Genomic DNA, 15,244 nt, shown 5'->3' on the forward strand with positions numbered 1-15,244 from the left:
ATGACGACGCGCTCCGTCTACGGCACCCCCGCGTGGGTCCGCGTGCTGCTGTCGCAGCCGTGGGTCCTGCCGCTCGCGCGCCTCGCGCTGGTGTCCGCCTATCTGCTCGGCGGCGTCGCGAAGGCGCTCGATTTCCCCGGCGCGGTCGCGGAGCAGGCGCATTTCGGCCTGCAGCCGGCCGCGCTGTGGGCGGCCCTCGCGATCGCGGTCGAGATCATTGGCTCACTGTGCGTGGTGTTTCGCCGCTTCACGTGGCTCGGCGCCGGCAGTCTCGGCATGCTGACGCTCGTCGCGATGGTCGTGGCGAACGATTTCTGGAACCGGACGGGCGCCGAACATTTCATGGCGCTCAACAGCTTTTTCGAACATCTCGGGCTGATCGCAGCACTCGTGCTCGCGACCATGCTCGACGATGCGCGGCAATCGGCCGATGATGGCCGTTCCATTCGATGACGATGCAACAACCAGGAAATCCTGTGATGAAATCCGTTCGTTCCGTGCTGCTCGCCGCGATGCTCGCGGGCGGCCTCGCCGTCGACCCCGTGACGTTCGCAAAACCGCCGGTGCCGCCCGCGGCGGTGCCGACGGTGGCGGTCGGTCCGCAGTACGACACGACGCACGTGTGCGTCGCCCCCGAAGACTTCGACCGCTTCACCGACAGCTTCGTCGCGACCTTCGGCGGCAAGAAGTCGAAGCAGGGCGTGTTCCAGGTCACGCCCACGCCGAGCCAGACGATGTCGCAACTGGTGCTCACGCCGGTCGGCACGATCTCGGTGTTCGGCTTCAAGACGCCGATCCCGTATCCGTTCTGCGCGGAGCGCACCGGTTATCTCGTGACCGACATGGACGTCGCGGTGAAGTCGGCGCGCGAGCACGGCGCCGACGTGATCGTCGACACGTTCCCCGACCCGATCGGCCGCGACGCGATCATCACGTGGGCGGGCGGCGTGAACATGCAACTGTACTGGCACACGCAGGCGCCGAATTACGACGCGCTGCAGACCATCCCCGAGAATCGCGTCTACGTGTCGCCGCAAAGCGTCCGCAAGTTCGTGCACGATTTCGTTAAGTTCTCGAAGGGCAAGGTGGTGTCCGACAACCCGAAGGCGCCCGGTATCGAAATCGGCCGGCCGGCCGACACGTACCGCCGCATTCGCATCGAATCGGGCTTCGGCAAGATGACCGTGCTGGTGACCGACGGCCATCTGCCTTACCCGTTCGGCCGCGAGATGACCGGCTACGAAGTCGCCGATCTCGCCGCGACGCTGAAGCAGGCCGAAGCCGCGGGCGTGACGGTGCTGGTGCCGCCGTTCGAGTCGGACGGCCGCGACGCGGCGCTCGTGCAGTTCCCCGGCGGCTACGTCGCCGAAATCCACACGAGCGCGGCGCGATGAAGCACGAGGACACGATCCTTGCCGCAGTGGCCGGCTTCGTCGATACGCTGAGCTTCGTCGCGCTGTTCGGGCTGTTCACCGCGCACGTGACCGGCAACTTCGTGCTGATCGGCGCGGGCCTCGCGGGCTTCGGCCAGGGCGTCGTGCTGAAGCTCAGCGTGTTTCCCGCGTTCGTGTGCGGCGTGATCGCGAGCAGCCTGATCGCGCGGTCGATGGCCGCGCGGCCCGCGTGGCAGGGCACGCGCGTGCTGCATACGGTGCAGGCCGTGCTGCTGCTCGGCTTCTGCGCGGCCGGCGTGTGGGCGACGCCCGTCACGCAGCCGGACAGCCAGGCGGCGCTCGTGGCCGGCATCGTCGGCACGTTCGCGATGGGCGTGCAGAACGCGCATCCGCGCGTGATCGCGCGCGCGGGCGGCGTGCCGAACACGGTGATGACCGGCAACGTCACGCAGGCGATCCTCGATGCCGTCGACATCCTGTCGCCCGGCACGGCGGACGGCGTGCGCGCCACCGCGCGCGCACGCTTCGCGAAGATGCTGCCGGCGATCGTCGCGTTCGCGCTCGGTGCGGCGGGCGGTGCGCTCGGATTCCGTTATGTCGGATTCCTCGCGTTGCTGGTGCCCGTCGGCGCGCTCACGACGCTCGCGCTGTGCGCGGCGCAATCGGCCGGTGCCCCCACGCAGGAGCGCGCATGATCGAGCGACGGAGGCGACGCCGCGGCCGCCGCTTCGAGCGGGCCGCGCGCGTGTCGCTCGTCGCGGGGCTGCTGTTCGCGGGCGCCGACGCGGTGTGCGCGGAAACGGCAACTGCGTCGACTTCGACTTCGACGCAAGAACCGGCGCCGGCGTCGACCGCGTCATCGGCTTCGGCGCGGGCCTCGACGTGCACCGCCAAACGCCCGACAGTCTTGTTCAACCGCTGGCAGGAAGACTGGTCGGTGCTCGCGAATCCGTGCGTGCCGCGCGTGCCGCTCGACGGGCTGAACTTTCCCTCGGCCACGATCCGTCCTCCTATCTGTCGCTCGGCGTGAACCTGCGGGAGCGTCTCGAGACCAACGACGCGCCGCTGTTCGGCATCGGCTCCGCGCAATCGGATACGTACCTGATCCAGCGCGTCGAAGTGCACGCCGATGCGCATCTCGGCCCGCACTGGCAGTTCTTCGCGCAGTTGCAGGACGCACGCGCGTTCGGCAAGAACACGGTGTCGCCGGTCGACAGGAACCCGCTCGATCTCGAACAGGCGTTCGCGACCTACACGGGCGCGCTCGGCGGCGGCACGCTCAAGTTCCGCGTCGGCCGGCAGGAGATGGCGTTCGACCTGCAGCGCTTCATCGCCGCGCGCGACGGCCCGAACGTGCGGCAGGCGTTCGATGCGGTGTGGGCCGATTACGAATACGGCAAGTGGCGCTTCATCGGCTATGCGACGCAGCCGGTGCAGAACCGCAACGCGTCCGATTTCGACGACGTGTCGAATCGCGATCTCACGTTCAGCGGCGTGCGCTTCGAGCGGCAGTCGGTCGGGCCGGGCGACCTGTCCGGCTACTGGTCGCGCTACAACCGCAGCAGCGCGCGTTTCCTCGACGCGAGCGGCCCCGAGCATCGCGACGTATGGGACGTTCGCTACGCGGGCACGCACGGGCGCTTCGACTGGGATCTCGAAACGATGCTGCAGACCGGCACGGTCGGCAACGCCACGATCGGCGCGTGGGCCGTCGGTTCGATCGCGGGCTACAGGCTCGACGCGCCGTGGTCGCCGCGCATCGCGCTGCAGGTCGACGCGGCATCGGGCGACCGGCATCCGCACGACGGCCGCGTCGGCACCTTCAATCCGCTGTTTCCGAACGGCTATTACTTCACGCTGGCCGGCTATACGAGTTACGCGAACCTGATTCACGTGAAGCCGTCGGTGACGCTGAAACCGTCGGCGAACCTGTCGCTGCTCGGCGCGCTGGGTTTCCAGTGGCGCGAGACGACCGGCGACGCCGTCTATCAGCAGCCGAGCATCCCGGTGCCGGGCACGGCGGGCAAGGGCGGGTCGTGGACCGGCATGTACGTGCAGCTGCGCGCGGACTGGACGATCGCCGCGAACCTGATCGGCGCGATCGAGGCCGTGCATTTCCAGGTCGGCGACGCGATCCGGCAGGCGGGCGGGCACAACGCGGATTACGTCGGCGTCGAGCTGAAGTACGGCTGGTGACGGCGGCGCACGGCAACCCGCACGCGCATGAAAGAGGGCAGCCCCGCGGGGCTGCCCTTCGTTCGTCCGAGCCGGCGGCGTGGCCGGCCCGTTCGCGGTGATGGCGATGCCGTTACAGGTTCGGCGACAGCGCGAGCGCGTTCGTCAGGTCGCCCATCGGCTGCGCGCTGTTCGCCTTCAGCGCGTCGTCGCGCTGCTGCAGGCCCGCGAGGCGCGGCAGCGAGAAGCGGCGCGTGATGAAGCGCAGGATCGAACCCGTGTCGTACTGCGTGTGATCGACGAAGCCCTTCTTCGCATACGGCGACACGATCAGTGCGGGAATGCGGGTGCCCGGGCCCCAGCGGTCGGCATTCGGCGGCGTCGCATGATCCCAGAAGCCGCCGTTTTCGTCGTACGTGACGACCACGACCATGTTCTTCCACTGCGGGCTCGCCTGCAGGTGCGCGATCACGTCGGCGATGTGCTGGTCGCCGGACGTGACGTCCGTGTAACCCGGGTGCTCGTTCAGGTTGCCTTGCGGCTTGTAGAACGTGACCTGCGGCAGCGTGCCCGCGTCGATCGCCTTGATGAACTCGGCGCCGTTCGCGCCGCCGTCGAGCAGGTGCTGCGCGCGGCTCGCGGTGCCCGGCGCCTGGTTCGCGAAGTAGTTGAACGGCTGGTGGTGCGGCTGGAAGTTCGGCGTCGACAGGTCGGCACCGTAGATCACGTTCGACGTGCCGTTCTGGCTCGCCTGCAGCGCCTGGCCCCACGCGCCGGAATACCACGCCCACGACACGCCCGCGTTGGTCATCAGGTCGCCGATGTTGGTCGCCGTCTGCGGCGGCATCGTCGACGGATTGGCCGGGTCGGCGAGCAGCGGATCGCCGCCCGCGGCCGCCTTGTTGCCGCTCGGCTGATACGCCGGCTGCATCGTGTTGATGCCGTAGAAGTCGGGCGTGAGCGCGCCGTCGTTGACGAACTTCGGCGGGCCGCTCAGCGCGGACGCCGGCGAATTCGTCGCGACCTTCAGCGATTTGCCGTCGGCGTTCAGCACGGCGATCTTGCCGGCCGCCGGGCTCTTGTCGGCATTCGGGTAGTACGGCGCGCACGCGCAGATCAGGTACTGGTGGTTCAGGAACGACCCGCCGAACGCGCCCATGAAGAAGTTGTCGGCGAGCACGTACTGCTGCGCGATCTTCCACAGCGGCAGCTTCGACGGATCGGCCGTGTAGTGGCCCATCGTCAGGCCGCCCGCGTCGGTCCATGCGGCGTACATGTCGTTCTTGCCGCCGTTGATCTGCATCTGGTCCTGGTAGAAGCGGTGCACGATGTCGCGCGTCGCGATGCTCATCGACTGGTTGAAGCCTTTCGGATCGTCGATCGCGAACGGCGCGTTCGGCAGGTTCGCCGTCATCGCCTCGGTCACCGCCGGCGTGATGCCGGTCGCGGTGAGGCCGCCCCAGATCTTCGGCAGCGTCGCCATCGTCGAGCCGTCGCGATCCTTCTGCACCGAATTCGCGGCCGTTGCGTTCTGCAGGCCGTTCGCGCCCGGGAAGTTGCCGTACAGGTTGTCGAAGCTGCGGTTTTCCGCGTAGATCACGACGACGTTCTTGACGGCCGACAGGCCCTGTTGCGTGACGTCGTCGCCGCCGCAGGCGGTCAGGCTGAGCGCGGCCGCGAGGGCGATCGGCGTGTAGCGAATCCAGGCGTGCTTCTTCATGCGATGTTCTCTCTCATTCGTCGTTGGTCGCGTGTGGGAACCGGGTGGCGGGAGGGCCGGCGCGCGAACCTCGCGGTACCGCCCGGCTGCGCGCATTATCTGGAACCGATTTGACAGCCGGGTGTAGGGACGCTTTCAATTGACTGTCGGTTGAACGTCATCCAACGGTCACGGAACTGACATAAGCTCCGGCCGATTGCCCACCGCTACCAGAACAACGATGCACACCCTTCTGAAATCCTTCGCGTCCGCGCGATCGCTGATTCCCGCCGCGGCGACGCTCGCGATGGTTGGCGCGCTTGCGGCGCTGGCCGGTTGCGATGCGCAGCCCGGCACGAGTGCGTCGGCCGCGTCCGTCGTACCGGCGGCGCAGGCCGCCCCGGCCGCCCCGGCGGTCGCGCCGGCCAGCCAGCCGCAGACGCGCGCGCAGGTGTTCGAGGGCGTGAAGCAGATGACGGCGCTCGGCAAGCAGCTGTTCTTCGATCCGTCGCTGTCTGGGTCCGGCAAGCTCGCTTGTGCGTCGTGCCATAGCGCCGAGCATGCATTCGGGCCGCCGAATGCGCTGTCGGTGCAATTGGGCGGCGACGACATGCACCGTACCGGCTTTCGCGCGGTGCCGTCGCTGAAGTACCTGCGCGGTATCCCGCCGTTCAGCGAGCACTTCCACGATTCGCCGGACGAAGGTGACGAAAGCATCGACGCGGGGCCGACCGGCGGGCTGACCTGGGATGGTCGCGTCGATACGCGCGATGCGCAGGCGCGCATTCCGCTCACGTCGCCGTTCGAGATGAGCAGCTCGCCCGCGCGGGTCGCGAAGGCGGTTCGCGCCGCACCGTATGCCGACGCGTTCCGCAAGGCGTTCGGCGACCAGGTGCTCGGCGACGACCGGGCGACGTTCGATGCGGTGCTGCGCACGCTCGACGCATTCCAGCAGCAGCCGGCGCTGTTCGATCCGTACACGAGCAAGTACGACGCGTATCTGGCCGGCCACGCGCAGCTCACGCCCGCGGAGTTGCACGGCCTGCAGCTGTTCAACGACGAGAAGAAGGGCAACTGCGCGAGCTGCCACATCAGCCAGCGCACGCTCGAAGGCGGCCCGCCGCAGTTCAGCGATTTCGGGCTGATCGCGATCGCGGTGCCGCGCAACCGCGCGCTGCCGGTCAATCGCGACCCGCGCTTTTACGATCTCGGCGCCTGCGGCCCCGAGCGCACCGACCTGAAGGGCCGCGACGAATTCTGCGGGCTGTTCCGCACGCCGTCGCTGCGCAACGTCGCGCTGCGCAAGACGTTCTTCCACAACGGCGTGTATCACTCGCTCGAGGACGTGATGCGCTTCTACGTCGAACGCGACATCCATCCGGAGAAGTTCTATCCGGTCGTGCACGGCAAGGTGCAGATCTACGACGATCTGCCGAAGCGCTACTGGCCGAACATCAACCGCGAAGCGCCGTTCGACCGCAAGCGCGGCGACCAGCCGGCGCTGAACGCGACCGAGATCAAGGACGTGATCGCGTTCCTGGGCACGCTGACTGATGGATATCAGCAAACGGGTGCGTTAGCCAGACCCTGAGGCATTCACCGCAGCACGCATGCTATGCTCGCTCGCTGACGGGCGTGGCGCGTACCGAAGGGCCGGCCCCTGGTCCGCCGGCATGCGCCACGCCGTTCGATCGAACATCCAAGGAGAAAAACATGTCGATGCGTGCATCCCTTTCCATCGTCACGCGTGTGCTGGCCGGTGCCGCGTGCGCAGCCGCGATGCTGCCCGCCCATGCGCAGAACAACCTGAATTTCCTGAACGACACGCCGATCAGCTATTTCAGCAAGACCGATCGCGCGTCGCTCTCCAAGGCGGTCGTGCAGGCGCGCGACGAAGGCAAGGACGGCGAAACCACGACCTGGCAGAGCAACGGCCGCGGCACGCAGATCGACGCGAAGCTCACGCCGAGCACGACCGAGACGGACGGCAAGACCTGCCGCGAAATCGCGACCGAGATCGCCGCGAAGGGTCAGACGATGACGCTCAAGCCCGTCTACTGCAAGACGGCCGCGGGCAAGTGGCAGTTGCAGAAGCGCTGAGCACGCGCATGATGAAACGGGGCGGCGCGCCGCGCACGGTGTCGTGCGGCGTCGTGATCCTCGATACGGCCGGCCGCGTGTTCCTCGCGCACGCGACGGACACCACACACTGGGACATCCCGAAGGGGCAGGGCGAACCGGGCGAGACGCCGGCCGACGCCGCGCTGCGCGAACTGCTCGAGGAAACCGGCATCGAGTTCGCGCCGGCACGCTTGCTCGATCTCGGCCGCTTCGCGTACCGGCACGACAAGGACCTGCACCTGTTCGCGGTGCAGGTGGCCGAAGGCGAGATCGATCCCGCGCGGTGTACGTGCACGTCGCTGTTTCCGAGCCGTCGCGACGGCTCGATGATTCCCGAGATGGATGCGTATCGCTGGACCGTGCCGGGCGACGTCGACACCTATGCGAGCCGCAGTCTCGCGCGGCTGTTTCGCACGAAGCTGTCGCTGGCGGAGCTGCATCGGCGGTTGTCTGGCGCGTGAATGAGCGCCGCGGCTGTCGCTGCAGCCATCCGTCCTTCGGCGCACGCCGATAAAAAAACCGGCCCTCGAGCCGGTTTTTTCATGGGCAGGCAGCGGGGCGGCTTGCGAAGCCGCACGCCGCCGCGTGCAGCAGGCCGTCAGGCCGGCTTGCCCCAGCTGTCGCGCAGCCCGACGATCCGGTTGAACACCGGCTTGCCCGGTTTCGAATCGACACGGTCTGCAACAAAGTAGCCGTGGCGCTCGAACTGCAGGCGCGTTTCCGGCGCGACGTCGCCGTTGCCCGGCTCGAGGTACGCCTGCACGATCTTCTTCGAATCGGGGTTCAGCGCCTCGAGGAAGTTCGCGCCGCCCGCGTCCGGGTGCGGCTCCTTGAACAGGCGGTCGTAGATCCGCACTTCGGCCGGCTGCGCGTGCTTCGCGCTGACCCAGTGGATGTTGCCCTTGACCTTGTACGTGTTCGCGCCTTCGGTGCCCGACTTGCTGTCCGGGAAGTAGTTGCAGTGCACGGCCGTCACGTTGCCGTCGGCGTCCTTGTCGAAGCCCGTGCACTCGATCACGTAGCCGTAGCGCAGGCGCACCTTGTTGCCCGGGAACAGCCGGAAATAGCCCTTCGGCGGATTCTCGACGAAGTCCTCGCGCTCGATCCACAGCTCGCGCGAGATCGGGAACGTGCGCACGCCGCGGTCCGGATGGTGCGGATGCACGGGCGCCGTGCAGGCTTCCTCGAGGTCTTCCGGATAGTTGTCGATCACGAGCTTCAGCGGATCGAGCACCGCGACCGTACGCGCGGCCTTGTCGTCGAGGTCGTCGCGCAGCGCGCCTTCGAAGATGCTCATGTCGATCCACGAATCGATCTTCGTCACGCCGATCCGCTCGCAGAACAGGTGAATGCTTTCCGGCGTGAAGCCGCGGCGGCGCACGCCGACGATCGTCGGCATCCGCGGGTCGTCCCAGCCGTCGACGTGGCCTTCGGTGACGAGCTGCAGCAGCTTGCGCTTGCTGGTGATCGCGTACGTGAGGTTCAGCCGCGAGAATTCGATCTGTTGCGGCAGCGGGCGCGTGAACACGCCGGCTTCCGCGAGTTCGTTCAGCACCCAGTCGTACAGCGGGCGGTGATCCTCGAATTCGAGCGTGCACAGCGAATGCGTGATGCCTTCGAGCGCATCCGAGATGCAGTGCGTGTAGTCGTACATCGGATACACGCACCATGCGTCGCCGGTGCGGTAATGGTGCGCGTAGCGGATCCGGTAGATCACCGGGTCGCGCATGTTCATGTTCGGCGACGCCATGTCGATCTTCGCGCGCAGCACGTGCTCGCCTTCCTTGAACTCGCCGGCCTTCATGCGGCGGAACAGGTCGAGGTTTTCTGCCGGCGTGCGATCGCGGAACGGCGACGGCTTGCCGCCTTCGGTCAGCGAGCCGCGGTTCGCGCGCATTTCGTCGGCGCTCTGGCTGTCGACGTACGCCTTGCCGCGCTGGATCAGCAGCTCGGCGAACTCGTACAGCTTGTCGTAGTAGTCGCTCGCGAAATACTGGTGATCGACCGCGTCCTTGCGCCAGTCGAAGCCGAGCCAGCGCACCGCGTCGACGATCGAGTCGACGTATTCGACGCTTTCCTTTTCCGGGTTCGTGTCGTCGAAGCGCAGGTGGCACACGCCGCCGTAGTCGCGCGCGACGCTGAAGTTCAGGCAGATGCTCTTCGCGTGACCGATGTGCAGATAGCCGTTCGGCTCGGGCGGGAAGCGCGTTTCGACGCGGCCGCCCCATTTGCCGGTGCGGTTGTCGTCGTCGATGATGTTGCGGATGAAATTGGAAGCCGCGGGGGCGTCGTTGCGTTCGGTGCTCATGCGGTTGGCGTCAGGGTTGTGTCGGCGCGTCGCGCCGGTTTAATCCTGTAATTCTACCTGACCGGGGTCCGTCCCGCGCGGCCTGCCGGTCGGCTGCCGTCGGTTCGCGATGTGTTTCGCAATATAGCGAGTGTGTGTCGGCTGTAACACGACGTAAATCGGATTGCCGGCACCGTTCGGGTTTTCCTATGATCGCTTTACCGATTCAATGCCGCCATTCGCAATTTTTGCCTGGCGGGAGGAAGCCAATAATCATGATGAAGAAGACCACTTTTCTCGTTCGTACCGCGGTGATCGTCGCAGCCCTGTCGCAACTCGGCGCATGCGCGATGACACATACGCAGCGTAACGCCGGGATCGGCGCGGCCGCGGGCGGCGCGCTCGGCTACCTGATCACGGGCGGCCCGATCGGCACGGTGGCCGGCGCGGCGGCAGGCGGCCTGGTCGGCGCCGGCGTACGCTGATCTGCCACGCCGGCTGGCGCCCGCGACGCGGGCGCCACTGCATGCCGGCCGGTCGTGACGCCTGCCTGAGCGCGTCACGACCCGCTCGAAGGTCACGCACATCCCCCGGATTTTGACAGGCACCATCAGGGAGAGGCGGGTGTGCGACACTGCGTCGACGCTACAACACGATTCCATTCGTCGACGAATCCTTCCATGACCGACCCCGTCGTTTTCGTCCTGCCGGGCTATGCCAATTCGGGCCCGCTTCACTGGCAGAGCCGCTGGGAGCGCGCGGATGCGCGCTTCTCGCGGGTCGCGATGCCTGACTGGAACCGCGCATTCCGCAATGGCTGGTGTCTCGCGCTCGACCGTGCGGTCGAGGCGGCGCGTGGGCCGGTGCTGATCGCCGGCCACAGCCTCGGCACGCTGACCACCGTCTGGTGGGCGACCCGCTATGCACGCCCGGCCGCGCTCGCGAAAGTGCGCGGCGCGCTGCTCGTCGCGTTGCCCGATCCCGCCGGGCCGGTGTTTCCGGCAGAGGCACACGGCTTCGGCCCGGTGCCCCACGAGCGGCTGCCGTTTCCCACCTGTGTCGTCGCGAGCAGCGACGATCCGTACGGTTCGCTCGCGTTCGCACGCGGCTGCGCGAACGCGTGGGGCAGCACGTTCCATGACCTCGGCCCGCGCGGCCACATCAACGCGGACAGCGGGCTCGGCGACTGGCCGCAAGCGCGCGGCTGGCTCGATGCGCTCGGGCGTTAGTCAGCCTGCCGGTCGGGCGCGGGTCGCGGCCGTGTGATCCCGTCGTTGCACGCCACGTGCGCCCGCAGCCGCCGCGACGCCGTCACCCGAATCGCGTCAGATCGCCTGTTTCGCCTTCAACGCGGCGATCCGCACGTCGTCGTAGCCGAGCATGTCGCGCAGCACGTCTTCCGTCTGCGCGCCGAGCAGCGGCGGGGCCGTGCGCGCGTCTGGCGGCGTCGCGCTCATCCGGATCGGGTTGCGCACGAGCTTCACGTCCGCGCCGCACGGGTGCGGCAGCGACACCTGCATCCCGCGCGCGACCACCTGCTCGTTGTCGAACACCTCGTCGAGATCGTTGATCGGCCCGCACGGCACGCCGGCCGCCTCGAGCGCGCCGATCCAGTCGGCCTTGCCGCGCGCCTTCACCATCTCCGCGAGGATCGGCACCAGCGTGTCGCGGTGACGCACGCGCGACGGGTTCGTCGCGAAGCGCTCGTCGTCGGCCAGCTCGGGCCGGCCGCCGGCCTCGACGAACTTGCGGAACTGCCCGTCGTTGCCGACCGCGACGATGATCCAGCCGTCGCGCGTCTGGAACGTCTGGTACGGCACGATGTTCGGATGCGCGTTGCCCCAGCGCACCGGCGGCTTGCCGCTCGCGAGGAAGTTGGTGTTCATGTTCGCGAGCAGCGCGACCTGCACGTCGAGCAGCGCCATGTCGATGTACTGGCCTTCGCCCGTGCGGTCGCGATGCGCGAGCGCGGCGAGCACGGCGATCGTCGAATAGAGGCCGGTCGCGAGATCGGCGATCGCGACGCCGGCCTTCTGCGGGCCGCCGCCCGGCTGGCCGTCGCGTTCGCCGGTGATGCTCATGAAGCCGCCGATCCCCTGCACGATGAAGTCGTAGCCCGCGCGGTGCGCGTACGGCCCCGTCTGGCCGAAGCCGGTGACCGAGCAGTAGACGAGATCGGGCTTCACCGCCCGCAGCGAGTCGTAATCGAGCCCGTACTTCTTCAATTGCCCGACCTTGTAGTTCTCGAGCACGACGTCGCTCTGCGCGGCGAGTTCGCGCACGATCTGCTGCCCTTCGGGCGTTGCGATGTCGATCGTCACCGAGCGCTTGTTGCGGTTCGCCGCGAGGTAGTACGCGGCCTCGGCGGTATCCGCGCCGTCCGCGTCCTTCAGGTACGGCGGCCCCCAGTGGCGCGTGTCGTCGCCGGCGCCCGGGCGCTCGACCTTGATCACGTCCGCGCCGAAGTCGGCAAGGGTCTGCGCGCACCACGGGCCCGCGAGCACGCGGGTCAGGTCCAGCACGCGGATATGGCTCAGGGCACCCATCGTCGAATCGTCTCCTTTCATGGCGGGCCTGCGTTGTCGGGCAAGGCCGATTGGCATGCCGAGCATCTTAAGGCGAATCGGCCGCGCGGGTGGCCCAGGCGGCTCGTCCGGATGGCCGAGCCGCGTTGCCGGCGCTTTGCCCGGAAGCGGGCCCCGATCCCGTATAATCGATCGTTTCCGAATCCATGCCGCCGCGCGCCCCGCCTGGGGCGCCGGCGTTTGAAGCCGTCTTTGCCAGACTGTCCCCGCACGCCATGAAAGCTGCCGAAATCCGCGAGAAATTCCTCAAATTCTTCGAATCGAAGGGCCACACGATCGTCCGCTCGTCGAGCCTCGTGCCCGGTAACGACCCCACGCTGATGTTCACGAACTCGGGCATGGTCCAGTTCAAGGACGTCTTCCTCGGCACGGACCCGCGCCCGTACTCGCGCGCCACGACGGCGCAGCGCAGCGTGCGCGCGGGCGGCAAGCACAACGACCTCGAGAACGTCGGCTACACGGCGCGCCACCACACGTTCTTCGAGATGCTCGGCAACTTCTCGTTCGGCGACTACTTCAAGCACGACGCGATCAAGTTCGCGTGGGAGCTGCTGACCACGGTCTACCAGCTGCCGAAGGACAAGCTGTGGGTGACCGTCTACCAGGAAGACGACGAGGCCTACGACATCTGGGCGAAGGAAGTCGGCGTGCCGACCGAGCGGATCATCCGGATCGGCGACAACAAGGGCGCGCGTTACGCATCGGACAACTTCTGGACGATGGGCGACACCGGCCCGTGCGGCCCGTGTACCGAAATCTTCTACGACCACGGCCCGGACGTGTGGGGCGGCCCGCCGGGGTCGCCCGAAGAAGACGGCGACCGCTACATCGAGATCTGGAACCTCGTGTTCATGCAGTTCAACCGCGACGCGCAGGGCAACATGACGCGCCTGCCGAAGCAGTCGGTCGACACCGGCATGGGCCTCGAGCGTCTCGCCGCGGTGCTGCAGCACGTGCACAGCAACTACGAGATCGACCTGTTCCAGAACCTGATCAAGGCCGCCGCGCGCGTGACCGAGATCAGCGACCTCACGAACAACTCGCTGAAGGTGATCGCCGATCACATCCGCGCGTGCTCGTTCCTGATCGTCGACGGCGTGATCCCCGGCAACGAAGGCCGCGGCTACGTGCTGCGCCGGATCGTGCGCCGCGCGATCCGCCACGGCTACAAGCTGGGCCGCAAGGGCGCGTTCTTCCACAAGCTGGTGGCCGACCTCGTCGCCGAGATGGGCACTGCCTATCCGGAGCTGAAGGAAGCCGAACAGCGCGTGACCGACGTGCTGCGCCAGGAAGAAGAGCGCTTCTTCGAGACGATCGAGCACGGGATGTCGATCCTCGAAGCCGCGCTGGCGGAGGTCGAGGCGAAGGGCGGCAAGGTGCTCGACGGCGAACTCGCGTTCAAGCTGCACGACACGTACGGCTTCCCGCTGGACCTGACGGCCGACGTGTGCCGCGAGCGCGGGATGACGGTCGACGAGCCGGCATTCGACGACGCGATGGCGCGCCAGCGCGAGCAGGCGCGCGCGGCCGGCAAGTTCAAGGCGACGCAAGGCCTCGAATACTCGGGCGCGAAGACCACCTTCCACGGTTACGAGGAAATCGCGTTCGACGACGCGAAGGTCGTCGCGCTGTACGTCGACGGCTCGGCCGTCAACGAGGTGAAGGCCGGCCAGGACGCGGTCGTCGTGCTCGACCACACGCCGTTCTACGCGGAATCGGGCGGCCAGGTCGGCGACCAGGGCGTGCTCGCGAACGCCGCGACGCGCTTCGCGGTGGCCGACACGCTGAAGGTGCAGGCCGACGTGATCGGCCATCACGGCACGCTGGAGCAGGGCACGCTGAAGGTCGGCGACGTGCTGCGCGCGGAAATCGACGCGCAGCGCCGCGCCCGCACCCAGCGCAACCACTCGGCCACCCACCTGATGCACAAGGCGCTGCGCGAAGTGCTCGGCGCGCACGTGCAGCAGAAGGGTTCGCTCGTCGACGCGGACAAGACCCGGTTCGACTTCGCGCACAACGCACCGATGACCGACGACGAAATCCGTCGCGTCGAGCAGATCGTCAACAATGAAATCCTCGCCAACGCGCCGGGCATCGTGCGCGTGATGCCGTACGACGAAGCGGTGAAGGGCGGCGCGATGGCGCTGTTCGGCGAGAAGTACGGCGATGAAGTGCGCGTGCTCGACCTCGGCTTCTCGCGCGAACTGTGCGGCGGCACGCACGTGCACCGCACCGGCGACATCGGCCTGTTCAAGATCGTCGTCGAAGGCGGCGTCGCGGCCGGTATCCGCCGCGTCGAGGCGATCACCGGCGACAACGCGGTGCGCTACGTGCAGGAGCTCGATGCACGCGTGAACGAAGCGGCAGCGGCGCTGAAGGCGCAGCCGTCGGAACTGACGCAGCGGATCGCGCAGGTGCAGGACCAGGTGAAGTCGCTCGAGAAGGAACTGGGCGCGCTGAAGTCGAAGCTCGCGTCGAGCCAGGGCGACGAGCTCGCGCAGCAGGCCGTCGAAGTGGCGGGCGTGTACGTGCTGGCCGCGACGCTCGACGGCGCCGATGCGAAGACGCTGCGCGAAACGGTCGACAAGCTCAAGGACAAGCTGAAGAGCGCGGCGATCGTGCTGGCGGCCGTCGAAGGCGGCAAGGTCAGCCTGATCGCGGGCGTCACGCCGGACGCGAGCAAGAAGGTCAAGGCCGGCGAGCTCGTGAACTTCGTCGCGCAGCAAGTGGGCGGCAAGGGCGGCGGCCGTCCGGACATGGCGCAGGCCGGCGGCACCGAGCCGGCGAACCTGCCGGGCGCGCTGGCCGGCGTGAAGGGCTGGGTCGAAGAACGGCTCTGATCCCTGATCGTTGCACGACCGATGCGATGCCGTCGCCCTGACGGCATCGCGTGAATCGACGAACGACCCGATCGGCAGGCGCCGGTCGGGTCGTTTCGTTTGTGCAGTCCATGCGCGTCGATCGATGCGGCGGCGCGCGCATA

The 15,244-nt window shown here is 67.7% G+C and carries 12 protein-coding genes and 1 pseudogene; 10 read left to right on the top strand and 3 right to left on the bottom strand.

Going from position 1 to position 15,244, the window contains the following annotated elements; genetic code table 11:
• The 4 genes and pseudogenes from SY91_RS09710 (at window position 1) to SY91_RS09725 (ending at window position 3,590) form a co-directional block, all read left to right on the top strand.
• Window positions 1-453 (top strand): DoxX family protein, encoded by a 453-nt coding sequence (locus SY91_RS09710; protein ID WP_185920875.1) that lies wholly within the window; start codon window positions 1-3, stop codon window positions 451-453.
• Between the two features lie 26 nt (window positions 454-479).
• On the top strand, window positions 480-1,394 hold the full coding sequence (locus SY91_RS09715; protein ID WP_185920876.1) for a glyoxalase: 915 nt from the start codon (window positions 480-482) through the stop codon (window positions 1,392-1,394).
• Window positions 1,391-2,089, top strand: coding sequence for a YoaK family protein (locus SY91_RS09720; RefSeq protein WP_185920877.1), 699 nt, complete (start codon window positions 1,391-1,393; stop codon window positions 2,087-2,089). Before SY91_RS09715 ends, SY91_RS09720 begins: the two co-directional genes overlap by 4 nt.
• Window positions 2,086-3,590 (top strand): annotated as a pseudogene (locus tag SY91_RS09725) (alginate export family protein). Before SY91_RS09720 ends, SY91_RS09725 begins: the two are co-directional and overlap by 4 nt.
• 112 nt (window positions 3,591-3,702) lie before the next feature.
• On the opposite strand, the gene SY91_RS09730 reads toward SY91_RS09725, so the two are convergent.
• Complete coding sequence (locus SY91_RS09730) at window positions 3,703-5,289, bottom strand: acid phosphatase (RefSeq protein ID WP_185920878.1); 1,587 nt, start codon at window positions 5,287-5,289, stop codon at window positions 3,703-3,705.
• A 220-nt stretch (window positions 5,290-5,509) separates the two neighbouring features.
• Here SY91_RS09730 and SY91_RS09735 point away from each other — a divergent pair, with 220 nt between their 5' ends.
• The 3 genes from SY91_RS09735 (at window position 5,510) to SY91_RS09745 (ending at window position 7,850) form a co-directional block, all read left to right on the top strand.
• A complete protein-coding gene (locus SY91_RS09735) occupies window positions 5,510-6,859 on the top strand; it encodes a cytochrome-c peroxidase (protein ID WP_185920879.1) in 1,350 nt (449 codons plus the stop codon).
• Between the two features lie 122 nt (window positions 6,860-6,981).
• On the top strand, window positions 6,982-7,368 hold the full coding sequence (locus tag SY91_RS09740; RefSeq protein WP_011545185.1) for a hypothetical protein: 387 nt from the start codon (window positions 6,982-6,984) through the stop codon (window positions 7,366-7,368).
• Window positions 7,369-7,379: 11 nt separating this feature from the next.
• Window positions 7,380-7,850 carry an NUDIX hydrolase gene (locus tag SY91_RS09745; RefSeq protein ID WP_011545186.1) on the top strand — a complete coding sequence of 157 codons (471 nt, stop codon included), beginning with the start codon at window positions 7,380-7,382 and terminating at the stop codon, window positions 7,848-7,850.
• Window positions 7,851-7,987: 137 nt separating this feature from the next.
• Here SY91_RS09745 and SY91_RS09750 read toward each other — a convergent pair whose 3' ends face one another.
• The gene (locus SY91_RS09750; RefSeq protein ID WP_011694261.1) at window positions 7,988-9,697 is read right to left on the bottom strand and encodes a glutamine--tRNA ligase/YqeY domain fusion protein; all 1,710 of its coding nucleotides are present in this window, start codon (window positions 9,695-9,697) and stop codon (window positions 7,988-7,990) included.
• Window positions 9,698-9,951: 254 nt separating this feature from the next.
• Between SY91_RS09750 and SY91_RS09755 the strand changes: the two genes are divergently transcribed.
• Window positions 9,952-10,161, top strand: coding sequence for an ornithine acetyltransferase (locus SY91_RS09755; protein WP_006476248.1), 210 nt, complete (start codon window positions 9,952-9,954; stop codon window positions 10,159-10,161).
• A gap of 195 nt (window positions 10,162-10,356) precedes the next feature.
• The gene (locus SY91_RS09760; RefSeq protein ID WP_027806370.1) at window positions 10,357-10,905 is read left to right on the top strand and encodes an RBBP9/YdeN family alpha/beta hydrolase; all 549 of its coding nucleotides are present in this window, start codon (window positions 10,357-10,359) and stop codon (window positions 10,903-10,905) included.
• A gap of 96 nt (window positions 10,906-11,001) precedes the next feature.
• Here SY91_RS09760 and SY91_RS09765 read toward each other — a convergent pair whose 3' ends face one another.
• A complete protein-coding gene (locus SY91_RS09765; RefSeq protein ID WP_124477954.1) occupies window positions 11,002-12,222 on the bottom strand; it encodes a CaiB/BaiF CoA transferase family protein in 1,221 nt (406 codons plus the stop codon).
• A 254-nt stretch (window positions 12,223-12,476) separates the two neighbouring features.
• On the opposite strand from SY91_RS09765, the gene alaS reads away from it, so the two are divergent.
• Window positions 12,477-15,101, top strand: a complete 2,625-nt coding sequence (alaS, locus tag SY91_RS09770; protein WP_124701191.1) for an alanine--tRNA ligase — start codon at window positions 12,477-12,479, stop codon at window positions 15,099-15,101.
• Window positions 15,102-15,244: the final 143 nt, after the last annotated feature.

This window comes from Burkholderia cenocepacia, from assembly GCF_014211915.1.
Classification (GTDB): Bacteria; Pseudomonadota; Gammaproteobacteria; order Burkholderiales; family Burkholderiaceae; genus Burkholderia; species Burkholderia orbicola.